Genomic DNA, 25,798 nt, shown 5'->3' on the forward strand with positions numbered 1-25,798 from the left:
AGCGGATACTCATATACACGTTGTGCGTCTCGGATCTTGTCTCTGCGCATGTCGTTATCCCGGAACCGGTTGCCACTTCCGGGCGTCATGCTTTCATGTGTAAAACAGCTCGGCCGGGAATGGAATCCTCAGATTCGCAGCCGGCCACTGAAAGGGAGTTCCTGCCATGCGTCTTTACCGCCTCGTTGTGCTTGCTGCGCTTGCCGCTCCGCTTGCAGCCTGCCAGACCATGACGCCCGAGGAACGCCGCGCGGCCGACGAGAGCACCTGCGCCGGCTACGGCTTCCGTCGCGGCACCGAGGCGATGGCGCGCTGCATGCTCGACCTGGAACTCGACCGCCGCGCCGAGTCCCGCGCCTTCCAGATCCGCAGCAGTTCGATGATGTGGAGCCCGATGGTGGTCGAACGCCGGGTGATCGTCGAGCGGAAGTAGCCGGGCGCCACGCATCCGGTTTTCGCCGGCATCGCGGGGGAGATCATCGGGAGCGGCGGGAACGTCAGAAATTCCGCATCTGGTAATGCGGGATGCCGACCTCGAAGAACTCGTCGCCATGGATCTGGAAGCCGAAGCGCTCGTACATGGCCGTCTTGTCGCTCTGCGCCGTCAGATAGAAGCGGTTGCCGCGCACATCCTTGTGCGCTTCCATCGCGTGGCGGATCATGGCGCTCGCAACCCCCTTGCCGCGCCAGGGAAGGCTCACCACCACCCGGCCGATCCTGACGTAATCATCCGCATGGATGACGCGCAGCGTGCCGCAGACCTCGCCCGACACAATGGCAACGAAATGGAAGGCGTTCAGATCATCCGCGTCGAATTCCATGTCGGCGGGGACGTTCTGCTCGACGATGAAGACTTCGCGGCGCAGCCGGAACCCTTCGTTGCAGAGCGTGCTGAAGACGGGTACGGACAGGACCGTGATCGGATTCATCGCTTCCTCCTCTCGATTGCGGCCTGCGCCGCGGCAAGCCGCGCGATCGGCACGCGGAAGGGCGAGCACGAGACGTAATCGAGACCGGAATCCTCGCAGAAATGGATCGAGGCCGGATCGCCGCCGTGCTCGCCGCAGATGCCGAGTTTCAGATCGTTGCGGGCCTGGCGGCCACGCTCCGCCGCCAGCCGGATCAGTTCACCGACGCCGTCGAAATCGAGCGAGATGAACGGATCGTGCTCGATGATGCCCTTTCTCTGATAGGTGGGGATGAAGGCCGCCGCATCGTCGCGCGAGATGCCGAACGTGGTCTGGGTCAGGTCGTTGGTGCCGAAGGAGAAGAATTCCGCCGTCTCGGCGATCACATGGGCGCGGATCGCCGCACGCGGCAGCTCGATCATCGTACCGACAAGATAGCGGATCGGCGTGCCGCTTTCCTTCGCCACATCCTCGGCGACGCGGTCGATCACATCCTTCACATAGTCCAGCTCGGTGCGGAGGCTGACTAGCGGCACCATGATTTCCAGTTCCACCGGCTCACCGGTCACCTTGGCCGCCTCCACGGCCGCCTCGAAGATGGCACGGGCCTGCATTTCGGCGATCTCGGGATAGGAAATCGCCAGCCGGCAACCGCGATGGCCGAGCATCGGGTTGAACTCGTGGATCGCATCGATGCGGCGGGCAAGAAATGCCGACGACATGCCCATGGCTTTCGCGACGTCGGCAATCTCGGCCTCCGTCTTCGGCAGGAATTCGTGCAGCGGCGGATCGAGCAGCCGGATCGTCACCGGCAGGCCGTGCATGATCGAGAAGAGCTCGACGAAATCGGAACGCTGCATCGGCAGGAGTTTCGCAAGCGCCGCACGCCGGCCGCCCTCGTCCTCGGCAAGGATCATCTCGCGCATCACCTGAATGCGATCGCCTTCGAAGAACATGTGCTCGGTGCGGCAGAGCCCGATGCCTTCCGCGCCGAAGGAACGGGCGGCGCGGGCGTCCTGCGGCGTGTCGGCATTGGTGCGCACCGTCATGCGGCGGCACCTGTCGGCCCAGGCCATCAGCTTGCCGAAATCGCCGGAAAGCTCCGGCTGTATCATCGGCACGGCACCCTCCAAGACCTGGCCGGAGGAGCCATCGATGGTGATCGTATCGCCCCGCTTCAGCGTCATCCCGGCGACGCCGATCAGCACCTCATTGCGCATGTCGACGCGCATAGAGCCGGCGCCGACCACGCAGGGGATGCCCATGCCGCGGGCGACGACGGCCGCGTGGCTGGTCATGCCGCCGCGCGTGGTCAGGATGCCTTCTGCCGCGTGCATGCCGTGGATATCCTCGGGGCTCGTTTCGATGCGAACCAGGATGACCTTGCGACCTTCGGCTTCCGCCTGCACGGCCTCTTCCGCCGTGAATACGACCTCACCGGTCGCCGCCCCGGGCGAAGCCGGCAGGCCGGACCCGATGACATGGCGCTCGACGCGCGGATCGATAGTCGGATGAAGAAGCTGGTCCAGCGAAGGCGGCTCGATGCGGCAGACAGCTTCTTCCTCGGTGATCAGTCCTTCAGCGACCATATCCACGGCAATCTTCATGGCGGCACGGGTGGTGCGCTTGCCGGATCGCGTCTGCAGCATCCAGAGCTTGCCGCGCTCGACGGTGAATTCGAGATCCTGCATGTCGCGGTAATGCGCTTCCAGCCGTCCGCAGATCTCCTTGAACTCCGCAAATGCCTCCGGCATCAGCTTCTCCATGGACGGCTTTTCCGAACCGGACGCGAGGCGTCCCTCTTCGGTGATCGATTGCGGCGTGCGGATTCCCGCCACGACATCCTCGCCCTGCGCATTCACCAGAAACTCGCCATAAAGCGCCCTTTCGCCGGTGGACGGATTGCGGGTGAAGGCCACGCCGGTCGCCGACGAAGAGCCAAGATTGCCGAAGACCATGGCCTGGACGTTGACGGCCGTGCCCCATTCCTCCGGAATGCGATGCAAGGTGCGATAGGTCTTGGCGCGCGGGTTCATCCAGCTCGAAAAGACGGCGGCGATTGCCCCCCAGAGTTGAACGTGCGGGTCCTGCGGGAAGCTCTCGCCGAGTTCCTCCTCGATCATCTGCTTGTAGATGCCGACGACATGCTGCCATTCGACAGCGGAAAGATCCGTATCGTATTCGTGGCCAAAGCGCGCCTTCTCATCCTCGAGGATTTCCTCGAAAACCTCGTGGTCGAGGCCCATGACCACGTCGGCATACATCTGGATGAAGCGGCGGTAGCTGTCCCAGGCGAAGCGCGCATCGCCCGCGTCATGGCCGAGCGCCTGCACGGTCTCGTCATTGAGGCCGAGATTGAGGACAGTATCCATCATGCCGGGCATGGAGGCGCGCGCGCCCGAACGAATGGAGAGCAGCAGAGGCTTGGGATGCCCGCCGAATGTGCGGCCGGTCAGCTCTTCCATGGCTGCAATGCCTTCAAGGACCTGAGCTTTCAGCTCTTCTGGAAGTGCCTTGTCATTGTCGAAATAAAAGGCGCAGGCTTCGGCAACGATCGTCAGTCCCGGCGGCACAGGCAGGCCGAGACTCGCCATTTCCGCAAGATTGGCGCCTTTGCCGCCAAGCCGCTCGACATCTGCGGAACGGCCTTCCGCCTCGCCTCCGCCGAAGCGATAGACCCACTTCGTCATACTGCTCTCCACCCCTACGCAGTCTCTTTTTGCAATAACTACAAGTTTTATGATGGTTTGGGAACGGATGAAGGCAGGATTATGTTGCATCGCAACATAATCGATGACGAGAGCGTTAAAGGAAGGTGCAGGGCCGCCCAGAAAACAAAGCTTTGCGGGGCCGGATCACAGGCGGCCCCGCAAAGCTTTCCGCCCAGGACAGGAAACCCGGACGGGGGGTAGGAAACTCGATCGCCGTGCCTCGCTTAACGCCAAAGGACGACATTTATTCGAAATCCACGATCACAAGACACTAATAACCGAAAAATTGCATCCCCCATATGGGTGATTCTACGTAATCGTGAGCATTTTTATGAAACTCGGTAAATTGCTCAACTCGCCTCACGCATCAGTTCTGCTGTCTGCAGATCGACGGATACGAGCTGGGAGACCCCCTGTTCGGCCATCGTGACGCCGAAGAGCCTGTTCATGCGGGCCATGGTGATCGGGTTGTGGGTGATGATGACAAAGCGGGTTTCCGTGGAGGCCGCCATTTCATCCATAAGGTTGCAGTAGCGCTCCACGTTGTGGTCGTCCAGCGGCGCATCCACCTCGTCCAAAACGCAGATCGGCGCCGGATTGGTGAGGAAGACGGCGAAGATGAGCGCCATGGCGGTCAGAGCCTGCTCCCCGCCGGAAAGCAACGTCATGGTCTGCGGCTTCTTGCCCGGCGGACGGGCAAGGATCTCAAGACCGGCTTCGAGAGGATCATCCGATTCGATCAGCTGCAGTTCGGCGGTGCCGCCGCCGAACAGGTGCGTAAAGAGCCGCTGGAACTCGGCATTGACCACATCGAAAGCGGCCAGCAGGCGCTCGCGGCCTTCGCGGTTGAGGCTCTGGATCGCGCCGCGCAGCTTGCGGATCGCATCGATGACGTCGGCGCGCTCGCGCATCAGTATATCGAGCTTGTCGGACAGCTCCTTCTGCTCCTCGTCAGCGCGCAGGTTGACGGCGCCGAGCCGCTCGCGCTCCATCCGCAACCGATCGACCTCGCGCTCGATCTCGCGGATATCGGGCATCGGCGCCTCGGGCCTGAGGCCTGCAAGCCGAAGCACCTCATGCGGCGCGACATTCAAAGTCTCGCGGATCCGCTGCTCGCTCTCGTGACGCTTCTCGGCAGCCGACACCAGGCGTTCTTCGGCCCTGCCGCGCTTTTCGCGCGCTTCGGCAAGCTCGGAAAGAGCGATCGCGGCAATCCGATCCGCCTCGCGCTGGCGGGTTTCGGCTTCGGCCAGCCGATCGGCGGCGGCGCGACGGGCCTCCTCCGCCTTCTGCAATTCGCTGAGCAGCGCACGCCGCTTGTCATCGAACTCTTCGGGGGCGGCCTCGAGGTCGACGATCTCCTCGCGGGCCTCTTCTTCGCGCTCACGCAGGTTTGCAATATGATCGGCAGCACTCGCCGCCCGCGCCGTCCAAGAGGCGCGCTCCTGCGCAATCGCGGCAAGCCGGCGCTTGCGAGCCTCGGTCTCGCGACTCAGACCCTCGTAGCGGGCACGCGCCTCGGCAAGCAGGCCGCGATCGGTCGCCACCACCGCCTGCTGTTCGCGGAGCCGGTTGTCGATGTCGGAAATATCCGGCGCATCTTCAAGCTCGGCCCGGGCGTTCTCCTCCTGCAGTCCGATATCCTCGATCTGCGTGTTGAGCTGGTTCACCGCTTCGGTGGCGACATCGCGGCGGCGCATCAGGTCGCCGGCGGCGCGCTCGGCGGCGGCCAGCGCATCGCGGGCCTCGGTGAGCCGTCGAGCGGCAAGCCGGCTGCGGTCGCGGGCGTCGTTGAGCTGCCGTTCCCTCGCGACGATCTCGGCGGCGGCCGAAGTGAGCGCCACTTCGGCTTCCGAGAGCAGAATGCGGGCCTCGTCGATCTCCGCTTCCAGTTCCGATAACCGGTTCTTCTGGGAAAGCCTGAGCGCTGCAGCGCCCGGCGCTTCGGAACCGGTCACATGCCCGTCCCAGCGATAAACGCCGCCTTCCCTGGTCACCAGCCGCTGGCCGGGCGCGAGCTCGCGCATCAGGCGATGCGCGTCCACCTCGGCAACGACCCCGATCTGCGCGAGGCGACGGGAGAGTTCCGGCGGCGCGGTCACTCGGGCGATCAGCGGTTCGGCGCCGTGCGGCAGAACCGGATCGCTGGAGCCATCGCCGTTCTGTGACCAGTAGGTCGGCGCGGAACTGTCGATCGGGCTTTCAAGATCGTCGCCGAGTACGGCGCCAAGTGCAGCTTCGTATCCACGATCGACGCGGATCATTTCCGCAACCGCGATGAAATCGCCGGAAGCGGCGCCGGCGGCCAGCATTTTCGAAATGGTGCGCGCTTCGGTTTCCAGCGCGTTGAGCGCCGAACGGGCGGTATCCACCGGGCCCCGGGCCATCTGTTCATTGGATCTAGCGGAAGCAAGTGCGGCTTCCACCTCCTCAACGATCACCGCAGCATCCTCGACGGCGATTTCCGCCGCCTCCACCGCTTCACGCTTCTCGGCGGGATCGTCGAGGCCGGAAAGACGCTCGTTGATCGCGTCAAGCTCAGCGGTCGCATCGGCAAGCTGCCGGTCGAGACGCTGGCGGCGTTCGGCGAGATCGCGGATCAGCCGTTCGAGCTGATTGCGGCCAGCGGCAGCTTCTGCGCGCTCCGCGGTGATGGCGGAAAACAGCTTCTCACTTTCGGCGAGTGCCGCGGCGGCCGTTTCGAAGGCCTCGCGCAATTCGTCCGCTTCCAGGCCGGAATCGGCCAGCATATCGCTGAGTTCGGCTTCCTCCTGGTCCAGCTTTTCAAGGAAGACGGCATTGTCGGCGGCGAGCTGCTCCTCGCGACGGATGTCCTCTCCGAGCTGAGCGAGCCTCCGGGTAAGCTCGTCGCGACGCTTCAGGAGCCGGTTTGCCTCCTCCTCCAGTTGCCCGCGAGCGATCTGGATGCGCTGCAGGGCCGCGCCGGCTTTCGCCTCCTCCTCGCGCAGCTCCGGCAGCTTGAGACTTGCGACGGCTTGGCTCTTGGCCGCCTCCATCTGCGCCTGCGCCTTCTCTGCGACGATGGCCGTCACCTGGTTGAGCGCGCTTTCCGCTTCACCTTCCGCCTCCTTTGCCTGCACCCAGCGAATATGCAGCAGCATAGCCTCGCGGGCGCGGATATCGGCCGACAGCGTCTTGAAGCGGTTCGCCTGACGAGCCTGACGCTTCAGGCTCTCGATCTGTGTTTCGAGCTGGGTCAGAACGTCGTCCAGGCGTTCGAGATTGCCCTCTGCCGCGCGCAACCTGAGTTCCGCCTCGTGACGGCGGGAATGCAGGCCGGAAATGCCGGCCGCCTCTTCCAGGAGCTGGCGGCGAGCCTGGGGTTTTGCCTGGATGAGTTCGCCGATCCGCCCCTGACCGACCATGGAAGGCGACCGCGCGCCGGTCGAGGCATCGGCAAAGAGAAGCTGCACGTCCTTGGCGCGCGCCTCCTTGCCGTTGATGCGATAGATGGAGCCGGATTCGCGCTCGATGCGCCGGCTTACCTGGATTTCGTCGGCATCGTTGAAGGCGGCGGGCGCGGTGCGGTCGGAATTGTCGAGATGGAGGCCGACCTCGGCGGTGTTGCGGGCCGGGCGGTTGCCGGAGCCGGAAAAGATCACGTCATCCATGCCGGACGCGCGCATGTTCTTGTAGGAATTCTCGCCCATCACCCAGCGCAGCGCTTCGACAAGGTTGGACTTGCCGCAACCGTTCGGGCCGACCACACCGGTCAGCCCGCGCTCGATGATGAATTCCGTCGGCTCGACGAAGGACTTGAATCCGACAAGGCGCAGCTTGGTGAACTTCATGCCGCGCCCCTCACCTTCCCTTCAGGGAAGGAGTGCTCACAACAGGCTGTCGATGAGCTTGGACATGGAATCAACCGACATGTCTCCCGAATACTTCTTGCCGTTGATCAGGAAGGTCGGCGTGGAATTCACACCAAATTTGTCCGCGCCCCGCTTCACGACCTCGTTTACTTCATCGAGAAGCTTCTGGTTCGTCAAGCAAGCCTCGAAACTCTGCTGTGAGTAACCTGCCAGTTTGACGCTCTGAAGCAGGGCATTGCGGACATTGCCGTCGGCCGGAGCGGCCCAGGCGCGCTGCTGCTTGAAGAGCATCGAGACCATCGGGAAATATTGGGCAGGCGTGGAAAGCTCCTGCGGGTTCTGCGGGTTGCAGCGGGCCAGCATGAAGGCGGCCGTCGCAACCGGATCGAACGGGAACTCGCGGATGATGAAGCGGACCTTGCCGCTATCGATATACTTGGTCTTGATGGCCTCGAAGGTATTGTTGTGGAAATTGGCGCAATGCGGGCAGGTCATCGACATGTATTCGATGATTTTCACCGGGGCATTCTCTTCACCGAGCGCCATTTCCGCCAGCGGACCAGGCTTCAGCGCCTCGGCCATATCCACATCGCCTTGCGATTCCGGCATTTCCTGAGCGAAGGCTCGTGAAGCACCGAGCGGCAGCGCCAGGCAAAGAGCGGCCGCGGCCCCTCCGCCGAGAAGTGCGCGCCTGGTGGTGGTGATATCGTTCATCTGCATGGAACACCCGTGTGCGAGAGATCTCGAATTGTTTGACATTCCGTATCGCGGCACCCGAACGCGAACAAGCTGTCGATAGGCAAAACTCTTCAAAGAATTGTGACAAATCGAAAGTGTATCAGAGATGAACGCAAGGTTCCCCGCGTTCATGCCTTGCGCTTCTTCTGCAGGACGGCGGTGCCCAGCCGGGCCACCGCCTTTTTCAGCGCCTCGCTTTCGATGCCTTCCATCATCGTTTCGAGGCGTCTCGCCGCCTCGCCCTTCAGCGGCGGCGGCCGCTTCGGATGCCTGGAAGTCGGCGCGACGGGCTTCTGGACGATGCGGATCTGCCGAACAGCGGGAAAACCGAAAAAGCCGTTGATGCGGGCGATCAATTCGCCTTGGGCATGGGTGAGAAACAGCGCGCGAGCGCCTTCGCAGGCAATCGTCAAAACGCCGGGCTGATAACTCGTTTCGCCATATCCATCATTGCGCGGCCAGACGATCTTCTCCGGCCGCGTGCAATCGGCAAAACCCTCGCCGGCGATCTCGTCCCAGGAGCCGAGCAGCGCCGTCGATATGCCGGCACGGCGGGCCAGCACCGGATCGATGATGCCGTTCGCGACCTCGGAAATCTGGACGACGCCTCGCCGGGCGCCTTTCTTTGGATAACTCATCGCTCTTGTCGGATTCCTGGCCGCATTCGTCAGCGCCGTCCTTGATGGCGGCGCATTCCTGTTTCAAGTATAGGGCATCTCCTCCCGCAACGGCAAACGATGCTCCAGACGCTCCCCGCACCCCATGCCCCGAAGCTTCTTTCCTGGTACGACCGGCACCATCGGGAATTGCCCTGGCGCGTGAGCCCGGCTGCCGCGAAGGCCGGAAAACGGGCCGATCCCTATCACGTCTGGCTCTCGGAAGTGATGCTGCAGCAGACGACCGTGCAGGCCGTGAAACCCTATTTCGCCAAATTCCTGACGCTCTGGCCTAAGGTGACCGATCTGGCGGCCGCCCCGGTGGAGGACGTGATGGCCGCCTGGGCCGGGCTCGGTTATTACGCCCGCGCGCGCAATCTCAAGAAATGCGCCGAGGCAGTGGCGGCCAAGCATGGCGGCGTCTTTCCCGATACGGAGGAAGGGCTGAGGGCGCTTCCCGGCATCGGCGGCTATACGTCAGCGGCCATTGCGGCGATCGCCTTCAACCGGCAGTCCGCCGTGATGGACGGCAATGTGGAGCGGGTGATCTCGCGGCTCCACGCCATCGATGCGCCGCTGCCGGGCTCCAAGCCCTTGATGAAGGCCAAGGTCGCCGAACTGACGCCTTCGGATCGGCCGGGCGACTTCGCCCAGGCGATGATGGATCTCGGTGCCACCATCTGCACCCCCAAGCGGCCGACCTGCGCACTCTGTCCCTTCCGTGACGACTGTCTTGCCTTTGCCGAACACGACCCGGAGAGCTTTCCGGTCAAGGCGGCGAAGAAGGAAAAGCCGGTGCGGTTCGGCGCGGCCTTCGTCGCCGTGACGCCTGAGGGCGAAGCGCTTTTAAAGCGCCGCATCGAAAGCGGCTTGCTCGGCGGCATGACGGAAGTGCCAACCACTGCCTGGACTTCGCGGGTCGACGGCGGCACGACGGCAGACCATGCTCCCTTTCCTGCAGGCTGGGAAGCCTGCGGCACGGTCACCCACGTCTTCACCCATTTCGAACTCAGGCTTTCCGTCTTCCGGGCGCTGACCGAGAAGGTCGCCGTCGATGACGGATGGTGGGAACCGGTCACAAATCTTGAGACGCAGGCGTTGCCGACTGTCATGAAAAAAGCAATCGCGCAGGCTATTCCGCGAGCCTTCGAAAAACATCCGAACTGATTCTTTCAAGGAATACTCAATGGCGGCCAAGATCGACCATATCGTCTTCGACATCGGCAAGGTGCTGATCCACTACGATCCGAACATTCCCTTCAGCCGCATCATCCCCGATGAAGAAGAACGCAAATGGTTCTTCCTCAACGTCTGCACCCATGAATGGAATCTGGAACAGGACCGCGGCCGCGCCTGGGAAGATGCCGAAGCGCTGCTGATCGAGGAGCACCCTGAGCGCGAGGAACAGATCCGCGCCTTCCGCAAATACTGGCACGAGATGGTTCCGCATGCCTATGACGGCTCGGTGGCGATCATGGAGGGCCTGATTGACGGCGGTCGCGACGTGACGATGCTGACCAACTTCGCCGCCGATACCTTCGTCGATGCCCGAAAACTGTTTCCCTTCCTCGACAAGCCGCGCGGCGTGACGGTCTCCGGCGAGATCGGCCTCATCAAGCCGGACGTGGCGATCTACGAAAGGCATGCCCGCGACTTCGGACTCGTCCCGGAAGCGACGATCTTCATCGACGATTCCTACCCGAATGTGGAAGGCGCCCGAGCCGCCGGCTGGCAGGCGGTGCATTTCAAGGATCCCGAAACGCTTAGAAAGGACCTCGCCGGCTACGCCGTGGAGGTCTGACCGAAAGAAATATGGCGCCCGGGGTCAGCCTCCCCGAGCGCCAATTCTCCTCACCCGGGACTAGAGGTACATGACCGGGCAAGGAATTTGTGCGATCTGGCGGGACCGGTGGATCAGTCCAATTTTGCCAGGTCGTTGCGGATGACGGTCCTGAGTTCATCGATGGGCTTGAGCGATTGCCCGTCGTCGAAGTGCCAGAACGTCCATCCGTTGCATGCATCAAAGCCCTGCACTTTCGCGCCCAGGCGATGAATGGAGCCGGCCTCGCCGTTCGCCGAAAGCGTGCCGTCGGCACGGATGATGGCGCTGAAACGACGCCTTGCGTCGGTCAGTACCTGGCCCGGCCGGACGAGACCCGCCTCGATCAGCGCGTTGAAGGCCACGCGAGGTTCGGCCTTCTTGCCGGTCATGACCGTCAGTTCCGCCTTGCCGAGCGGTTCGACGGCCGCGATGCGGGCGGCGGCGGCATCGATGTAATCCTGTTCTCGCTCGATCCCTACGAAATTGCGGCCAAGACGCTTCGCCACCGCACCGGTCGTGCCGGAACCGAAGAAGGGGTCGAGGATGACGTCGCCGGGCCTGGTGGACGCCATGATGACGCGGGCAAGCAGCGCTTCCGGCTTCTGGGTCGGATGGACCTTCTTGCCATCGTCATCCTTCAGGCGCTCGGAACCGGAGCAGATCGGAAAGAGCCAGTCGGAGCGCATCTGGACGTCTTCGTTCGACGCCTTCAGCGCATCGTAATTGAAGGTATAGCTTTTCGCCTTGGCGTCACGGCTTGCCCAGATCATTGTTTCATGGGCGTTCTGGAACCGGCGGCCCTTGAAATTCGGCATCGGGTTCACCTTGCGCCAGACGATATCGTTGAGCAGCCAGAAATTCAGGTCCTGCATGATCGCGCCGACGCGGAAGATGTTGTGATAGGAGCCGATGACCCAGATGGTGCCGTTCGGCTTCAGCACACGGCGGCAGGCGAGCAGCCAGGCGCGGGTGAAGGCATCGTAGACCTCGAAGGAGGAAAACTGGTCCCAGTCATCGTCGACAGCATCGACCAGCGACTGATCGGGACGGTGCAGCGTGCCGCCAAGCTGAAGGTTATACGGAGGATCGGCAAAGATCGCATCGACGGAGTGATCCGGCAGCGCTTCCAGAGCGGCGACGCAATCGCCCTTGATGATGGAGTTGAGCCAGGAAACCCGACGGACCTGCCCCTGCAGATCGGCCAGCGGAAGAACTGCTGCCATAAGATACTCGCTACGCTGTACTCGAACGAATTTACTGGCCGTTATGGTTACCCAGCTTGGTTACCAAAAGCTGAAAGCATTGAACGATTTCGAGAAAAAATTCGAGGGCGTGGAATAACCTCCAGCGATAGGCTAAAATCCGCGTCATGAAAAAGAACGAGGCCATCGAGAAGCTGAAACGGCAGGCCGACGCCATCCGGGCGCTTGGTGCGACATCGCTTTATCTTTTCGGCTCGGTCGCCCGGGACGAGGCAGGTCCAATAAGCGATCTCGATCTGTTCATCGACTATGATCCAGAGAGCCGCCTCAACGCGTTCGATCTCGTCGGCATCAAACTCTTTTTGGAAGACGAGCTTCACCTGCCGGTCGACATAACAACGCGTGACAGCCTTCACCCAATGTTGCAGTGCGGAATTGAGAATTCCGCCTTACAAATCTAGTGATACCGCAAGATTACGGCGATCACGCCGCATGCACCTTGCGGCTGTCCTCCGGCGCCTCGTCGCGCTCGAACATGCCGTAGTCGCGCAGCACATGGCCGATGCGGAGGCGGTAATCGGCGAATATGCCGTTACGTCCCGCCTGTTGCGCGGCGCGGTGGGCTTCCAGATTGCGCCACTGGCGCACCGCCTCCTCGTCCCGCCAGAAGGAGAGCGAGAGGAGTTTGCCGCGCAGGGTGAGGCTCTCGAACCGCTCGATCGAGATGAATCCATCGATCTTTTCGAGTTCCGAGCGCAGTTCTCCCGCAAGGTCGAGATATTTGTGGCGTTCGCCCATATAGGGCACGACTTCGAAGATGACGGCGATCATGGCTTTACGAAAGCTCCGTGGGGAGTGGACACATTCTTCAGGAAGATCCGGTCTTCCTTCAGAATAAAACGCTCGCGTTTTGCGAAGGCGTAGTTCTGTTGACCAAGCGGATCGGCCGCCAGCCGGGCGCGGTAGCTTTCGTAGGCCGCCAGGCTCTCGATATTATAGACGCCGTAGGCGGTCGTGGCCGAGCCTTCATGGGGGCCGAAATAACCGATGAGGTCGGCGCCGCAACGCGGGATCGCCTGGCCCCAGTTGCGGGCATATTCGGCGAACTCCGTTTTCCTGAACGGGTCGATCTCATAGCGAATGAAACACGTGATCATGGCTTTCTCCTGTCTTGCAAGGGTGTTTTGCCATATTGCCGAACGAAGATGCTTCGGTTAGGATCGAAGTATGAAAGAAGGTCCGGACATTGCCCGCATCGGAACATTGATCGGCGATCCCGCGCGCGCCAACATGCTGACGGCGTTGATGGGCGGCCAGGCGCTGACGGCGACCGAGCTTGCGCAAGCAGCCGGCGTGACGCTGCAGACGGCGAGTTCGCATCTTTCGAAACTGGAGGATGGCGGTCTCATCGCCCAGCGCAAGCAGGGACGGCATCGCTATTTCACGCTGGCCGATGCGGCGGCCGGCGCACTGCTCGAAAGTCTCATGGGGTTTGCCGCAAGCCGCGGGCACCTGCGCCACCAGCCCGGACCGAAGGATCCGGCGTTGCGCAAGGCGCGAGTCTGCTACGATCACCTGGCCGGCGATTACGGCGTCAGAATGCTCGATAGTTTCGTCAAGCGCGGTGCGATTGCGACCGACGGCGAGAACCTGGCGATGACCGAGGAAGGCCGGACGGAACTCGGCAGGATCGGCATCGATGTGGGAACACTTTCCTCCAGCCGCCGGCCGATCTGCAAATCCTGCCTCGACTGGAGCGAGCGGCGCTCGCATCTTGCCGGCACGCTCGGCAAGGCGCTGCTGTCGCATTTCCTCGAAAAAGGCTGGGCAAGGCGCAGCGGCGAAAGCCGCGCCGTGCTGTTCACGCCCGAGGGCGAGCGGAAATTCCTGGCGCTGTTTCCGGCGGATTGAGCCTTCGTCCCCGCACCAGCGCCCCTTGATATCCCTCTCCCGCGAGGCGGTCGCAAAGCCCGCCCCATTCGCAACCGGCGCAGGCGCGGCGCGTCGAACCGGCGGAAAAAGCTTCACGCAGCCTATCGAGCAGCGCCGGATCGGAAGCGATCACCGATCCTGCCTCAAGCTCACAACCAAGCAGCTTGCCAAGATCGGCAAGCGCCGCCGCATCACGACCGACAACCGATGCTGCGAGGCAATGTGCATTCTCATCCCGCAGAAGCGGCGCGCAGATATCGTCCGGGCCGGAGACGATCTCGATCGGCTCGCCAGCGGAAAGCCGGGCTGCGATCCGGCGATAGTTGGCGACGAAGGCCGGATTATAGCCTTCGCCGACAAAGGTCAGCATGCAGAGAAGATGATGCGGCCGCAGCCTGACCATTACTCTGCCGCAGTACGATTGCGGGAGGCGAGCACGGCCAGGGCGGCCGCCGCGAGACCTGATTTCAGCGCCGCACCGAGGATGAAGGGCGCGACACCCGCCCAGAACGCCTTTTCAGCGCCGATCAACGCCGCGAGCCAGACCCAGCCGAGCGCTAGGCACAAGAGGTTTGCGGCCAGATGCGCCGAAAAGCTGGCGACAAGGCGGCGTCCGGTCCAGCCGCGCTCGGCAAGCCAGCCGGCTGCGGCGGCGACCAGCGGGAAGGAAAAGAGATAACCGGCCGTAGCCCCCATGAAAGGAGCAATTCCGCCCGCGCCGCCCGCCAGAACCGGAGCGCCGAGCATGGCTTCACCGAGCCATGCTAGAACCGTCACCGCGCCGAGCCGCCAGCCATAGAGCACGCCGATCATGGTCACCGCGAAGGTCTGCATGGTGATCGGCACCGGCACCATCGGCACGGCGATCTGCGAGGCGATCGCCAGCGCGAGCGTGCCGGCCAGCACGAACACGGCCTTCGTCAGGACGGACCTGCCGGCCAGCCGCAGCGGATCGAATGCAAGGGCTTCATGGGAATTGGTCAGGGACATCAAGCGCTCCTTTTCAAATTATAGATAATTTCGATTCCCATCTATTTCATGAAGCACATTCACACCCTTCGCAAGTGGCTTTGTCGCGATCAATCGCCATCTGCGACACGATAAAGATCGAACAAGCAGAGATATCCGGCGATTTTGACAGATTTTGCAGGGAAATAAATTATCTATAATTTTTGATCATCAACCGACGATGGCGAAAGTCTCGCGCGACATACCCGCCCGAGAAGGCTGCGGGCCGCGGCCGATCCATTGGACATGCTTCTGGAGGATGGCCGCAGCCTCCTCCGCCCTTCCCTGACGTAGCGCGGCAAGAATGGCGCGATGATCGTGGTCGGTCCGCTTCTCCCAGCCGGATTGCCAGGCGGAGAACAGGAAACGGGCGCTCGCTGCGTGCAGGTCGTCGATCGAGGCAAGCAGCCGCTTCATGCCGCAGGGTGCGAGGATGAGGTTGTGGAACCGGCGGTTCGCCTCCTCCCAGGCCTGAACGTCGGCTGCCGCATCGCCCTCGCGGGTCGCCTCTTCGGCCGCATCAAGGATGGCCGGCGTCAGATGGCGCGCGGCATGGCGAAGTGCCAGCACTTCCAGCGCGGCACGCATTTCCGCCACTTCGCGGACTTCGGCGAGATCGAAGGATGCCACGCGAACGCCGCGGCGCGGCTCGCTGATCGCCAGCCCCTGCGCCTCCAACCGCCGGAAGGCTTCGCGCACCGGCACGTGGCTCGTCTGGAATTCCTCGGCGATATGATCCTGGCGAAGACGTGCGCCCGCGGCGAGCTCGCCGCGCACGATGCGATCGGCAAGTACCCGGCTGATGCGGCTGGCGATGGTGTCTTCCGGCTCCTTGCCCATGTTCGTTCCTTAGATGGCCATCCCTGCCTTGTCGAGAGCCGCCCGCTTCGCTTGCACCTGCCATGCAGGCGGATTGGTTGAGCTTTTCGCCCCGGTCGTATAAAAGGCCCGCCTCACTTCCGCATAAGGCATTCCATCCACACAAGGCTTCCATCATGAGCGGCTTCGACCTCATCATTTTCGACTGTGACGGCGTGCTCGTCGATTCCGAAATCATCGCGGCGCAGGTCGAATCGCGGCTTCTCACCGAAGCGGGTTATCCGATCAGCATCGAGGAAATGGGCGAGCGTTTCGCCGGCATGACCTGGAAGAACATCCTGCTGGCCGTGGAGAAGGAAGCGAACATACCCCTTTCCGCCTCGCTGCTCGACAAGTCGGAGAAACTGCTCGACGCCCGCCTCGCCCGCGACGTGAAGATCATCGACGGGGTGAGATTCGCGCTTGCCCGCCTCACGACGCAGCGCTGCATCTGCTCCAATTCGAGCAGCCACCGGCTCGACATGATGCTGGAGAAGGTCGGCCTCAAGCCCTATTTCGCACCGCATATCTATTCGGCCAAGGATCTCGGGGGCGACCGGGTGAAGCCGAAGCCGGACATCTTCCTGCACGCTGCCGAACAGTTCAAGGTTTCGCCGGACAAGGTGCTTGTCATCGAGGATTCCGTCCACGGCATCCATGGCGCGAAAGCCGCCGGCATGCGCGTCGTCGGCTTCACGGGCGCGTCGCACACCTATCCCAGCCATGCGGACCGGCTGACGGATGCCGGCGCGGAGACCGTAATCTCGCGCATGATGGACCTGCCGGCCGTGGTCGCAGCACTCGGGGAATGGAGCGGCGCGCTCTGAACCGGCCCGTTCGGTCAGGAGATGGTATCAGCTCCGGCGGGCCGACTTCTTTGCCGGGCCCGTCTCGAAGCCGAGACGCACGCGGGTGAAGCGCGAGGCGCCGCCCGGCGCATTCGGAATCTGCACGTCCGGCTTGTTGAAGATGAACTGCGTGCCGCCAGCCGGCATGTCGACCGGGAATGCCATCTTCTGTGAGTAGATGACATTGTCGCCGTCGATCACTTCGACGAGCACCGGCAGCGTGACCTTGCCGGGCGTACCCGCGGGACCCTGCACGATGCGACCCTGGGCGACCACATTGATGGTCAGCGTCGTTTCGTTGGCGGTGCATTGGCGCGTCGCGTCGGCGAGCGAGGCCTGGTAGAGCAGCTTTTCCGGATTATCCTGGCCGCCGCGCGCATAGGCACGGTATACGGCGGTCTGGTCCAGCATGACCACCTGGGGGCAGTAAGCCTGCACGACGGGGGTCACCGGCTGCTGGGCCTGCGCGGCGGACGTCAACCCTTCGGTGGATGATGAGGAATTGCAGCCTGCGAGAGCCGCCACGAACGATGCCGCCAGAAGACCACGTGAAATCTTGCCAAACACTCTACTCAACCCTCTTCCATCCCACGTTCCAGCCCATTTCCGGGCATTGCCTTTCGGAGAACCGGAGCGCCGTTTTCCGCTCTTTCACCGCACATTTTCATGGTCTATATCAGCGGCGCGAATAAAAATCGATTGGGGATTGAAGGTCGTGGACTACATTTCTACCCGGGGCGAAGCCGCGTCCCTCCGTTTCAGGGATGCCATGCTGGCCGGGCTCGCACGCGACGGCGGCCTTTACGTGCCACGCGAATGGCCGGTGCTGACGAAGAAGGAGATCCGCGCGCTGCGCGGCAAGAGCTACCAGGAAATCGCCTTCGAGGTCCTCAAACATTTCGTCGACGGCGAGATCCCGGATGACGTGTTCAAGGCGATGATCGACGAGGCCTATGCCACGTTCCGGCATCCGGCCGTGGTGCCGCTTGTCCAGACCGGCCCCAACGATTTCGTGCTCGAACTCTTCCACGGCACGACGCTCGCCTTCAAGGACGTGGCGATGCAATTGCTGGCGCGGCTGATGGATTACGTTCTCGCCGAGCGCGGCGAGCGCGCCACCATCGTCGGCGCCACCTCTGGCGATACGGGGGGAGCGGCCATCGACGCCTTCGCCGGACGCGAGCGCACCGACATCTTCATCCTCTTCCCGCATGGCAAGGTCTCGCCCGTGCAGCAGCGGCAGATGACCACGTCGAAAGCGGCCAACGTGCATGCGCTGGCGATCAAGGGCAATTTCGACGACTGCCAGAACCTCGTCAAAGAGATGTTCAACGACGCAGCCTTCCGCGACCGCCTGAAGCTTTCGGGCGTCAATTCGATCAACTGGGCCCGCATCATGGCCCAGGTGGTCTATTACTTCACCGCCGCTGTTTCGCTCGGCGGGCCGGACCGAAAGATCTCCTTCACGGTGCCGACCGGCAATTTCGGCGACATTTTCGCCGGCTACGTCGCAAAGAAGATGGGCCTGCCGATCGACCGGCTGGTGATCGCCACCAACGACAACGACATCCTCGCCCGCGCGCTGAAGAGCGGCCGCTACGAGATGAAGGGTGTCAAGGCGACCACCTCGCCTTCGATGGACATCCAGATTTCCTCGAATTTCGAGCGGCTGCTGTTTGAATCCTGTGGCCGCGACGCTGCCGCGGTGCGGTCGTCCATGGCAGGCCTGAAACAGTCCGGGGCCTTCGAAATCAAGCCTGAGGCGCTCAAGGCCATCAAGCGCGAATTCCGCGCCGGACGGGCGACGGAACGCCAGGTGGCCGCGACAATCCGAGAGACGCTTGCCGAAACAGGCTACCTCATCGACCCCCATACGGCGACCGGTGTTTTCGTTGCGAAGAAGAACGCCCGAGGCTCGAGTCCGATGGTGACGCTTGCCACCGCGCATCCGGCCAAATTCCCGGCTGCGGTAAAATCCGCTTGCGGAATTGATCCGGCGCTTCCATCATGGCTTGCTGATCTCATGGAAAGGGAGGAGCGCTTCGATATCTTGGAGCCTGAGCTTAAGGCCGTCGAAACCTTCATCGGCCAGCATGCCCGCGCTTGAAGTCGTCGGTAGCGCCGGAAAGACATAAAGATGAATGTAGAAATCACCCGGCTTTCCTCCGGGCTGACAGTCGTCACCGAGACCATGCCCCATCTGGAGAGCGTTGCGCTGGGTGTCTGGATCAAGTCCGGTTCGCGTAACGAGACCGAGGACGAGCACGGGATCGCCCACCTCCTCGAGCACATGGCCTTCAAAGGCACCGCGCGCCGCAGCGCCCGCGATATCGCCGAGGAAATCGAAAATGTCGGTGGCGAACTCAACGCCGCCACGTCCACCGAGACCACCTCCTATTACGCCCGCGTGCTGAAGGATCATGTGCCTCTCGCAGTCGATATCCTCGCCGACATCCTGACGGAATCGGAATTCGACGAGGAAGAACTGCGCCGCGAAAAACATGTCATTCTGCAGGAGATCGGCGCGGCCAACGATACGCCGGACGACATCATTTTCGACCGCTTCTCCGAGGCCGCCTATCGCGGCCAGACGATCGGCAGGCCGATCCTCGGCACGCCAGAAACGGTGAAAGGCTTCACACCCGCGCAGATCCGCAACTATCTCTCGCGCAACTACACGACCGACCGGATGTTCGTGGTGGCCGCCGGCGCCGTCGATCACGGAGCCTTCTGCAAGCAGGTGGAAGAACGCTTCGCAAAGCTGCCCCGGACGCCGAGCACCACGCCCGTGCTGGAAACCGCCCGGTACATCGGTGGCGACGTGCGCGAAGACCGCGACCTCATGGACGCGCAACTCCTGATCGGCTTCGAAGGCAAGGCCTATCACATGCGCGACTTCTACTGTTCGCAAATTCTCGCGAACATCCTGGGCGGCGGCATGTCGTCGCGCCTCTTCCAGGAAGTGCGAGAGCATCGCGGCCTCTGCTATTCGGTCTATGCCTTCCACTGGGGCTTTTCCGATACCGGCATCTTCGGCATCCATGCCGCCACCGGCGGCGACGACCTGCCGAACCTTGTACCGGTCGTGATCGATGAGTTGCGCAAGGCATCCGAAACGATCGACCAGCAGGAAATCGACCGCGCCCGCGCCCAGATCCGCGCCCAGCTCCTGATGGGCCAGGAAAGCCCGGCGGCGCGCGCCGGCCAGATCGCCCGGCAGATGATGCTTTACGGGCGGCCAATCCCCAACCCCGAAATGATGGAAAGACTTGCCGGCATCACCACCGAACGGCTCACCGATCTTGCCGGACGGCTGTTTTTCGATACAGTTCCGACATTATCCGCCGTCGGCCCGATCGAGCAACTCGCGCCATTGGCCGACATCACCACGGCGCTTTCCTCGCCAGGGTTCCAGACGAAGAAGGCTGCCGGCTGATTCCGGCTGGAGCATGGCATGGCAAAGTCGGTGTTTCGGTTCTTGTCGCGGCAGCCGGACACACCAGAGCTTTATGGCGAAAACCACCTGCTCCGGCTTCCGCGCCACTCCGACTACAGGCAATGGTACAAGCTGCGTTCGGAAAGCCGAGCCTTCCTGCAGCCCTGGGAGCCGGTCTGGCGGCCGGACGAACTGACCGAGGCTTCGTTCCGCGCCCGCGTCATCAGAAGCGGGCAGGAATATGCGTCGGGCCTCGCCGTACCGCTCCTCCTCTTCCGCCGGGAGGATGACGTGCTGCTCGGCGGCCTCACCATCGGTTATATCCGCAGAGGTGCTGCGCAAAGCTGCATGATCGGATACTGGATGGGTGAAAAACATGCGGGGCAAGGCCATATGTTGGCCGCATTGAAGTTGGCTATCCCCTATATCTACGGCGGGCTTCAGTTGCACCGAATTGAGGCAGCCTGTATTCCGGAGAATTGGAAAAGTGTCCGGCTTCTCGAAAAAGCCGGCTTCGAGCGGGAAGGTCTTTTGCGAAAATACCTCAAAATCAACGGCGAATGGCGCGACCACCTGATGTTTTCCCGGTTGCCGGAAGATGGTGAATTCGGGAAGATGCTGAAACCATGAGCGCGGCGTCGTCTTGTATTGCGTATTTGCGTGGGCTGACCGCCAGAGTGTTTTCATCCGCGTTCGGGTGTGCCCCTCAACACCCCCCTCTGTCCGGCAGGACAAAGGGGGGTATCACATCCCGTCTGTTTAATCGGGCTTATGTGATCGCCACCTTCTTCGCCCTTATGTTCCTCACCGTTGCCGGTGCCCAGGCGGCGGAGCCGGTCAAAATCTCGCGTGACGACACGGCGCTCGACCTCACCAAGACGACCGATATCTACACCAATCAGGGCGAGGCCTTTCAGGTCTCCACCGCTGCCGGCGCCGATGGCATCCGCCGCCGTATCGAGGTGCGCGCCAGCTCCCCCCGTCACCAGGGCGACTGGGCGGTCTTCGCACTTTCCAACGTGTCGGAAGAACAGCTCGAACGGGTGATCGTCGCGCCGCACTTCCGCCTGGTGAACTCCAAGATGTTCTGGCCGGATCTCGGTTCGCAGCGCATCATCTCCATCACGCCGTCGGAAGGGTTTGCGCTGGACCGGGTGCCTAGCCCGGATGCGGACGTCTTCCGCATCACGCTCAATCCCGGTTCAACCATCACCTTCGTCGCGGAACTTGCCACACCTTCGCTGCCTCAGATCTACCTATGGCAACCAGATGCATACAAAGACACGGTCAACTCGTTCACGCTCTATCGCGGCATCGTGCTTGGCATTGCCGGCCTGCTCGCCGTCTTTCTGACCATCCTCTTCGTGGTGAAGGGCACGTCCATGCTGCCGGCAGCGGCGGCGCTTGCCTGGGCGGTCCTCGCCTACATCTGCGTCGACTTCGGTTTCCTCGACAAGCTGATCACCATCACCGCGAGTGACCAGCGCATCTGGCGCGCGGGTGCCGAAGTGGCGCTCGCCTCCTCGCTTGTCATCTTCCTGTTCACCTATCTGAACCTCAACCGCTGGCACGTGCATCTGGGCTATGCGACGCTCGCCTGGATCGTCGGGCTCGTGCTGCTCGGCGGCGTGGCAATCTATGACCCGTCCGTCGCAGCCGGCATCGCCCGTCTTTCCTTCGCACTGACCGGCACGGTCGGCATCCTGCTCATCATCTATCTCGGCTTCAACCGCTACGATCGGGCGATCCTGCTCGTGCCCACCTGGGCGCTGATCCTCGTCTGGCTGTTCGGCAGCTGGATGACGGTGACCGGGAGGCTCGACAACGATATCGTCCAGCCGGCGCTCGGCGGAGGCCTCGTCCTGATCGTTCTCCTGATCGGCTTCACGGTGATGCAGCACGCCTTTGCCGGCGGCGCCTATCAGCAAGGCCTGTTCTCCGATCTCGAACGGCAGTCGCTGGCGCTGACGGGCAGCGGTGATACCGTCTGGGACTGGGACGTGGCACGCGACCGCGTCGTCACGACGCCGGATATTTCCGCCCGCCTCGGACTGGACCCCGGCGCCATGCACGGACCGGTGCGCAACTGGGTGCCGCGGCTCCACCCGGACGATCGCGACCGTTTCCGCGCCACGCTCGACGTGCTTCTCGAACATCGCCGCGGCCGGCTGAACCACGAATTCCGCATTCGTGCCGAGGACGGTCATTTCCACTGGCTGCATATCCGTGCCCGGCCGGTGCTCGGCTTGAACGGCGAGATCATCCGCTGCGTCGGCACGATCGTCGACACGACCGAACAGAGGAATTCCGTCGAACGCCTGCTGCAGGATGCCCTGCACGACAATCTCACCGGCCTGCCGAACCGTCAGGTTTTCCTCGATCGCCTTCAATCCGTGCTGACGCTTGCGCCCAACGGCGATACCGTGCGGCCGACCGTCATGGCAATCGATATCGATCGCTACAAGCAGGTCAACGATTCGCTTGGAATCGCAGCAGGCGACAACATCCTGATCGCGCTGACGAGGCGGCTCCGACGCCTTCTCAAACCGCAGGATACGCTGGCGCGGCTTGCCGGCGACCAGTTCGGCCTCATTCTCGTATCCGAACGGGACCCGGCCAAGGTGGCGGACTTCGCCGATGCCGTTTCCAAGGCGATCATGGTGCCGATCAACTTCGCCAATCGCGAAATCATCCTGACCGCCTCGATCGGGCTTGCCTCCTGGGTCGACCAGCAGGAAAGCGCTGCCGGCATGCTCGCCGATGCCGAGCTTGCCATGTATCGGGCGAAACGGGGCGGCGGCAACCGCGTCGAGCCCTTCCGCCCCGCCTTCCGCACCTCCGGCACCGATAAACTGCAGATCGAGACGGATCTCCGCCGCGCCATCGAACGCAAGGAACTGTCGCTCGCCTACCAGCCGATCATCCGGTTGACGGACGGTGAAGTCGCCGGTTTCGAGGCGCTAATGCGGTGGGATCACCCGAAGCGCGGCAGCATACCGCCCTCGGAATTCATCCCGATCGCGGAGATGTCGGATCTGATCGAACCGCTCGGCCTGTTCGCCATGGACCGCGCCGCCTCCGACCTGATGAACTGGCAGCAGCAGACGGGCGAGCTGCCGATCTTCGTCTCGGTCAACCTGTCGAGCGCACAGCTTCTGAACGCCGAACTCTACAACGACGTGAGGACCCTGTTCCAGAAGACGCAGATCAATCCGGGCCAGATCAAGCTGGAACTCACCGAATCGCTGATGATGGAAAATCCGGAGCAGGCGCGCCTCGTGCTTGCCAAGCTCAAGGAGACGGGCCTCAGCCTGGCGCTCGACGATTTCGGCACCGGCTATTCCTCGCTTGCCTATCTCACGCAATTCCCCTTCGACACGATCAAGCTCGACAAGGCTCTGGTCAGGGATGCCACGGAAAAGCGGGCAGTCCTGCTACGATCGGTGATCGCCATGGCCCGGGCGCTCGAAATGACAGTGGTGGCGGAAGGTATAGAGACCGACGAGGATGCAGCGGAACTCGCCAAGATGGGCTGCCATTTCGGCCAGAGCTATCTTTTCGGCCCACCTGCCCCGGCGGACGCCGTGCTCAAGCTGCTGAAGGAACGATTCCCACTGACGAAAAGGGCGTAATCTTCACGCCGCCCTTCCCGCGCTCGGCCGTTCGCGGGCAAAGGGGCTCAATCCCAGCCACCGCTGCATGGAGGCCCCCATTTCGGGATCGCCGTCGAGTTCCAGCCGACCGGCATCCATTTCGGAGCGCACAGTCGCCACCCCCATCCAGATTGCCGTCATCGTGCGGAGCTGGCAGGTCACATAAAGATCGACGTCAAAGCCTGGATCAGTCGAACAGATATCGACATCACCCTCCTCGACGACGAGCCAATAGCGTTGTCGTGCCGGCGGCTGCTCGGGATAGTGGAAGAGAACGGTAGATCGCCGCGCAGGCAGCGGCATCGGATCGAGATTGCGGCGCATGTCCCACATCAGGAGCGCGGGATCGAGCTTTTGAAGGGCGTGCTGGGTTTCAACCCACTGGTGCCCCCAGAAGCCAAGGGTCATGACGACGTCGCGGAGGTCTTCTCCGGCCGGCGTCAGGTGGTATTCGATGGCGCCATCCGATGCTTTGCGGGTCTCGATGATCCCGGCCTGTGTCAGCTCCTTCAGGCGCTTCGAGAGCAGGGTCGGCGACATGCGCGGCACACCGCGCCTCAGATCGTTGAACCGGCGGCTGCCGCACAGGAGTTCCCGGAGAACCAACGGTGTCCAGCGCGTACAAACGACCTCGGCAGCCATCGCAACCGGGCAGAACTGACCGTAACTTGCGGTCATTTCCATTATGGAAGACCTCCGCGCCAATATCCGAAGTAGAATATTCCTCTTCTTCATAAGCACCAAGTCCATTTTCTGTACCATTGATTGTGCTGGGTGATTCCCCACTCGAGCCTCATGCCGAAAAGGCCACCGGCCGAACGGCAGTACACTTCCTGTACTTGCGGCCATCCGATCGGACGCGAACAATCCGCCTATTCTCAACAGGAGGAGGATAGGAACATGGTTACAACAACCGGACTTTCACCCTTGCACACCGTTCATGCGGAACTGGCGGGCATTGCCCGGTCGCTCGGGCCGACCTTTGCCGAGCGAGCCGAAACAGCCGACGCTAACGACGCTTTCGTTGCCGAAAACTATCGCGACCTGCGTGAAGCCGGCCTGGTCGAGGCCGGAGTTCCAACGGATCTCGGCGGCGGTGGCGCCGAGATCGCCGAACTTTGCGCCATGATCAAGGAACTTGCCCATCATTGCGGCTCGACCGCGCTGGCATTTTCCATGCACACGCATCAGGTGGCAATCCCCGCCTGGCGCTGGACCCGCCAGAAGGCCGCGCCCGTGGTGCCGCTCCTGAAACGCGTCGCAGCGGAACGGATCATTCTTCTGTCCAGCGGAGGCTCCGACTGGATCGAGGGATCGGGCAAAGCCGAGAAGGTCGATGGCGGTTACCGGATCACCGCGCGCAAGATCTTCACGTCCGGCTCGCCCGTGGGCGATATCCTGATGACGGGCGCTGTTCTTGATGAACCCGATGGGCCGAAAGTCATCCATTTCGGCGTGCCGATGAAATCGCCGCATGTCAAAATCCTCGACACCTGGAAAGCGATGGGCATGCGCGGCACGGGTTCGAACGACGTGATGATCGAAGGCCATGTGGTTCCGGATGATGCCGTCGCGCTGAAGCGCAACCAGGGTGAATGGCATATGCTCTTCCACATCATTTCGATGATCGCGTTCCCGCTGATCTATTCCGCCTATATGGGCGTGGCGGAAAGCGCCCGCGATATCGCCCTCCAGATGGCGAAGAAACGAGAGCCGGATGCCCATATTATCGCGCTGGCGGGAAGGATGGACACCGAACTCAGGGCAGCGCAATACGCCCATGCCGGCATGATTGCAGCGGCGGAGCGGGGCGAGCCTTCTCCGGCAACCACAAACGAGATGATGATCGGCAGGTCGCTCGTGGCGCGCCATGCAATTGCGGCGACCGAACTTGCCATGGAAACGGCAGGGGGTGCCGCATTCTACCGGGACAAAGGTCTCGAACGCCGCTTCCGCGATGTCCAGGGAGCACGCTATCATCCGATGCGAATCGGCGCGCAGCAGGAGTTTGCCGGCCGCACGGCGCTTGGCCTGGATACGCTCAAGACCTATTGAAGAGCGTCGCGACCTTTCGGATTTGCTTGCTACGCTTCAGGTTCCTGTTCTGACATATGTCGTCATCGCAAAACCGCTGCACACTTTTGCGCGACATGCGTTGGAGCGGGGGGCCTCTTGACAGGGATGTCAATTTAC

At 62.4% G+C, this 25,798-nt stretch carries 24 protein-coding genes; 11 read left to right on the top strand and 13 right to left on the bottom strand.

Going from position 1 to position 25,798, the window contains the following annotated elements; genetic code table 11:
• Nucleotides 1-166: 166 nt before the first annotated feature.
• On the top strand, nt 167-433 hold the full coding sequence (locus tag JL39_RS26840; protein ID WP_037158003.1) for a hypothetical protein: 267 nt from the start codon (nt 167-169) through the stop codon (nt 431-433).
• Nucleotides 434-497: 64 nt separating this feature from the next.
• Here the strand turns inward: JL39_RS26840 and JL39_RS26845 are convergent, their stop codons facing one another.
• The 5 genes from JL39_RS26845 to JL39_RS26865 all read right to left on the bottom strand — a co-directional run bounded on the left by JL39_RS26845 (nt 498) and on the right by JL39_RS26865 (nt 8,828).
• On the bottom strand, nt 498-929 hold the full coding sequence (locus JL39_RS26845; protein WP_037158006.1) for a GNAT family N-acetyltransferase: 432 nt from the start codon (nt 927-929) through the stop codon (nt 498-500).
• Complete coding sequence (ppdK, locus tag JL39_RS26850; RefSeq protein WP_037158009.1) at nt 926-3,598, bottom strand: pyruvate, phosphate dikinase; 2,673 nt, start codon at nt 3,596-3,598, stop codon at nt 926-928. The genes JL39_RS26845 and ppdK overlap by 4 nt, the downstream gene beginning before the upstream one ends.
• Nucleotides 3,599-3,969: 371 nt before the next feature.
• The gene (locus JL39_RS26855; RefSeq protein WP_037158012.1) at nt 3,970-7,431 is read right to left on the bottom strand and encodes a chromosome segregation SMC family protein; all 3,462 of its coding nucleotides are present in this window, start codon (nt 7,429-7,431) and stop codon (nt 3,970-3,972) included.
• Nucleotides 7,432-7,467: 36 nt separating this feature from the next.
• Nucleotides 7,468-8,172: a DsbA family protein gene (locus tag JL39_RS26860; protein ID WP_037158015.1), complete on the bottom strand. Its 705-nt coding sequence runs from the start codon at nt 8,170-8,172 to the stop codon at nt 7,468-7,470.
• Between the two features lie 146 nt (nt 8,173-8,318).
• A complete protein-coding gene (locus JL39_RS26865) occupies nt 8,319-8,828 on the bottom strand; it encodes a DUF721 domain-containing protein (RefSeq protein ID WP_037158018.1) in 510 nt (169 codons plus the stop codon).
• 99 nt (nt 8,829-8,927) lie between these two features.
• Between JL39_RS26865 and mutY the strand changes: the two genes are divergently transcribed.
• Complete coding sequence (mutY, locus tag JL39_RS26870) at nt 8,928-10,013, top strand: A/G-specific adenine glycosylase (protein WP_037158021.1); 1,086 nt, start codon at nt 8,928-8,930, stop codon at nt 10,011-10,013.
• Between the two features lie 19 nt (nt 10,014-10,032).
• Nucleotides 10,033-10,647, top strand: a complete 615-nt coding sequence (locus JL39_RS26875) for an HAD family phosphatase (protein WP_037158024.1) — start codon at nt 10,033-10,035, stop codon at nt 10,645-10,647.
• A 113-nt stretch (nt 10,648-10,760) separates the two neighbouring features.
• On the opposite strand, the gene JL39_RS26880 is transcribed toward JL39_RS26875, so the two are convergent.
• A complete protein-coding gene (locus tag JL39_RS26880; RefSeq protein ID WP_037158026.1) occupies nt 10,761-11,891 on the bottom strand; it encodes a site-specific DNA-methyltransferase in 1,131 nt (376 codons plus the stop codon).
• Between the two features lie 146 nt (nt 11,892-12,037).
• Between JL39_RS26880 and JL39_RS26885 the strand changes: the two genes are divergently transcribed.
• Complete coding sequence (locus tag JL39_RS26885) at nt 12,038-12,331, top strand: nucleotidyltransferase (RefSeq protein WP_037158029.1); 294 nt, start codon at nt 12,038-12,040, stop codon at nt 12,329-12,331.
• 22 nt (nt 12,332-12,353) lie between these two features.
• Here the strand turns inward: JL39_RS26885 and JL39_RS26890 are convergent, their stop codons facing one another.
• Both JL39_RS26890 and JL39_RS26895 read right to left on the bottom strand, forming a co-directional pair.
• Nucleotides 12,354-12,701, bottom strand: a complete 348-nt coding sequence (locus JL39_RS26890; protein ID WP_037158031.1) for an antibiotic biosynthesis monooxygenase — start codon at nt 12,699-12,701, stop codon at nt 12,354-12,356.
• Nucleotides 12,698-13,027, bottom strand: a complete 330-nt coding sequence (locus JL39_RS26895) for an NIPSNAP family protein (RefSeq protein ID WP_037158034.1) — start codon at nt 13,025-13,027, stop codon at nt 12,698-12,700. The genes JL39_RS26890 and JL39_RS26895 overlap by 4 nt, the downstream gene beginning before the upstream one ends.
• 70 nt (nt 13,028-13,097) lie before the next feature.
• Between JL39_RS26895 and JL39_RS26900 the strand changes: the two genes are divergently transcribed.
• Complete coding sequence (locus tag JL39_RS26900; protein WP_037158037.1) at nt 13,098-13,781, top strand: winged helix-turn-helix domain-containing protein; 684 nt, start codon at nt 13,098-13,100, stop codon at nt 13,779-13,781.
• On the opposite strand, the gene JL39_RS26905 is transcribed toward JL39_RS26900, so the two are convergent.
• The 3 genes from JL39_RS26905 to JL39_RS26915 all read right to left on the bottom strand — a co-directional run bounded on the left by JL39_RS26905 (nt 13,732) and on the right by JL39_RS26915 (nt 15,650).
• Nucleotides 13,732-14,205: a DUF1284 domain-containing protein gene (locus tag JL39_RS26905; RefSeq protein ID WP_037158040.1), complete on the bottom strand. Its 474-nt coding sequence runs from the start codon at nt 14,203-14,205 to the stop codon at nt 13,732-13,734. The two genes, JL39_RS26900 and JL39_RS26905, sit on opposite strands and share 50 nt — an antisense overlap.
• Entirely contained in the window at nt 14,205-14,792 is a 588-nt protein-coding gene (locus JL39_RS26910; RefSeq protein WP_037158042.1) for a biotin transporter BioY, read from the bottom strand. The genes JL39_RS26905 and JL39_RS26910 overlap by 1 nt, the downstream gene beginning before the upstream one ends.
• A gap of 189 nt (nt 14,793-14,981) precedes the next feature.
• The gene (locus JL39_RS26915; protein WP_037158044.1) at nt 14,982-15,650 is read right to left on the bottom strand and encodes a GntR family transcriptional regulator; all 669 of its coding nucleotides are present in this window, start codon (nt 15,648-15,650) and stop codon (nt 14,982-14,984) included.
• Between the two features lie 155 nt (nt 15,651-15,805).
• Here JL39_RS26915 and JL39_RS26920 point away from each other — a divergent pair, with 155 nt between their 5' ends.
• Entirely contained in the window at nt 15,806-16,495 is a 690-nt protein-coding gene (locus tag JL39_RS26920) for an HAD family hydrolase (protein ID WP_037158046.1), read from the top strand.
• Between the two features lie 27 nt (nt 16,496-16,522).
• Here JL39_RS26920 and JL39_RS26925 read toward each other — a convergent pair whose 3' ends face one another.
• Nucleotides 16,523-17,083, bottom strand: coding sequence for a PilZ domain-containing protein (locus JL39_RS26925; RefSeq protein WP_081953010.1), 561 nt, complete (start codon nt 17,081-17,083; stop codon nt 16,523-16,525).
• A 139-nt stretch (nt 17,084-17,222) separates the two neighbouring features.
• Here JL39_RS26925 and thrC point away from each other — a divergent pair, with 139 nt between their 5' ends.
• The 4 genes from thrC (at nt 17,223) to JL39_RS26945 (ending at nt 23,584) form a co-directional block, all read left to right on the top strand.
• Nucleotides 17,223-18,623 (top strand): threonine synthase, encoded by a 1,401-nt coding sequence (gene thrC / locus JL39_RS26930; RefSeq protein ID WP_200884012.1) that lies wholly within the window; start codon nt 17,223-17,225, stop codon nt 18,621-18,623.
• A 30-nt stretch (nt 18,624-18,653) separates the two neighbouring features.
• Nucleotides 18,654-19,952, top strand: a complete 1,299-nt coding sequence (locus tag JL39_RS26935) for a pitrilysin family protein (protein ID WP_037158048.1) — start codon at nt 18,654-18,656, stop codon at nt 19,950-19,952.
• Nucleotides 19,953-19,970: 18 nt separating this feature from the next.
• Entirely contained in the window at nt 19,971-20,582 is a 612-nt protein-coding gene (locus tag JL39_RS26940; protein ID WP_037158055.1) for a GNAT family protein, read from the top strand.
• Nucleotides 20,583-20,725: 143 nt separating this feature from the next.
• Nucleotides 20,726-23,584, top strand: a complete 2,859-nt coding sequence (locus JL39_RS26945; protein ID WP_052183140.1) for an EAL domain-containing protein — start codon at nt 20,726-20,728, stop codon at nt 23,582-23,584.
• 3 nt (nt 23,585-23,587) lie between these two features.
• Here JL39_RS26945 and JL39_RS26950 read toward each other — a convergent pair whose 3' ends face one another.
• Nucleotides 23,588-24,283 carry a helix-turn-helix domain-containing protein gene (locus tag JL39_RS26950; protein WP_081953042.1) on the bottom strand — a complete coding sequence of 232 codons (696 nt, stop codon included), beginning with the start codon at nt 24,281-24,283 and terminating at the stop codon, nt 23,588-23,590.
• Between the two features lie 222 nt (nt 24,284-24,505).
• On the opposite strand from JL39_RS26950, the gene JL39_RS26955 reads away from it, so the two are divergent.
• Nucleotides 24,506-25,660 carry an acyl-CoA dehydrogenase family protein gene (locus JL39_RS26955; protein WP_052183141.1) on the top strand — a complete coding sequence of 385 codons (1,155 nt, stop codon included), beginning with the start codon at nt 24,506-24,508 and terminating at the stop codon, nt 25,658-25,660.
• Nucleotides 25,661-25,798 lie beyond the last annotated feature (138 nt).

Origin of the sequence: Rhizobium sp. YS-1r (genome assembly GCF_000757525.1) — a bacterium.
Lineage (GTDB): Bacteria > Pseudomonadota > Alphaproteobacteria > Rhizobiales > Rhizobiaceae > Neorhizobium > Neorhizobium petrolearium.

Coding starts and splice junctions, on each gene's coding strand:
- JL39_RS26840 (WP_037158003.1), top strand. CDS start 167: ATGCGTCTTTACCGCCTCGTTGTGCTTGCTGCGCTTGCCGCTCCGCTT.
- JL39_RS26845 (WP_037158006.1), bottom strand. CDS start 929: ATGAATCCGATCACGGTCCTGTCCGTACCCGTCTTCAGCACGCTCTGC.
- ppdK (WP_037158009.1), bottom strand. CDS start 3,598: ATGACGAAGTGGGTCTATCGCTTCGGCGGAGGCGAGGCGGAAGGCCGT.
- JL39_RS26855 (WP_037158012.1), bottom strand. CDS start 7,431: ATGAAGTTCACCAAGCTGCGCCTTGTCGGATTCAAGTCCTTCGTCGAG.
- JL39_RS26860 (WP_037158015.1), bottom strand. CDS start 8,172: ATGCAGATGAACGATATCACCACCACCAGGCGCGCACTTCTCGGCGGA.
- JL39_RS26865 (WP_037158018.1), bottom strand. CDS start 8,828: ATGAGTTATCCAAAGAAAGGCGCCCGGCGAGGCGTCGTCCAGATTTCC.
- mutY (WP_037158021.1), top strand. CDS start 8,928: ATGCTCCAGACGCTCCCCGCACCCCATGCCCCGAAGCTTCTTTCCTGG.
- JL39_RS26875 (WP_037158024.1), top strand. CDS start 10,033: ATGGCGGCCAAGATCGACCATATCGTCTTCGACATCGGCAAGGTGCTG.
- JL39_RS26880 (WP_037158026.1), bottom strand. CDS start 11,891: ATGGCAGCAGTTCTTCCGCTGGCCGATCTGCAGGGGCAGGTCCGTCGG.
- JL39_RS26885 (WP_037158029.1), top strand. CDS start 12,038: ATGAAAAAGAACGAGGCCATCGAGAAGCTGAAACGGCAGGCCGACGCC.
- JL39_RS26890 (WP_037158031.1), bottom strand. CDS start 12,701: ATGATCGCCGTCATCTTCGAAGTCGTGCCCTATATGGGCGAACGCCAC.
- JL39_RS26895 (WP_037158034.1), bottom strand. CDS start 13,027: ATGATCACGTGTTTCATTCGCTATGAGATCGACCCGTTCAGGAAAACG.
- JL39_RS26900 (WP_037158037.1), top strand. CDS start 13,098: ATGAAAGAAGGTCCGGACATTGCCCGCATCGGAACATTGATCGGCGAT.
- JL39_RS26905 (WP_037158040.1), bottom strand. CDS start 14,205: ATGGTCAGGCTGCGGCCGCATCATCTTCTCTGCATGCTGACCTTTGTC.
- JL39_RS26910 (WP_037158042.1), bottom strand. CDS start 14,792: ATGTCCCTGACCAATTCCCATGAAGCCCTTGCATTCGATCCGCTGCGG.
- JL39_RS26915 (WP_037158044.1), bottom strand. CDS start 15,650: ATGGGCAAGGAGCCGGAAGACACCATCGCCAGCCGCATCAGCCGGGTA.
- JL39_RS26920 (WP_037158046.1), top strand. CDS start 15,806: ATGAGCGGCTTCGACCTCATCATTTTCGACTGTGACGGCGTGCTCGTC.
- JL39_RS26935 (WP_037158048.1), top strand. CDS start 18,654: ATGAATGTAGAAATCACCCGGCTTTCCTCCGGGCTGACAGTCGTCACC.
- JL39_RS26940 (WP_037158055.1), top strand. CDS start 19,971: ATGGCAAAGTCGGTGTTTCGGTTCTTGTCGCGGCAGCCGGACACACCA.
- JL39_RS26950 (WP_081953042.1), bottom strand. CDS start 24,283: ATGACCGCAAGTTACGGTCAGTTCTGCCCGGTTGCGATGGCTGCCGAG.
- JL39_RS26955 (WP_052183141.1), top strand. CDS start 24,506: ATGGTTACAACAACCGGACTTTCACCCTTGCACACCGTTCATGCGGAA.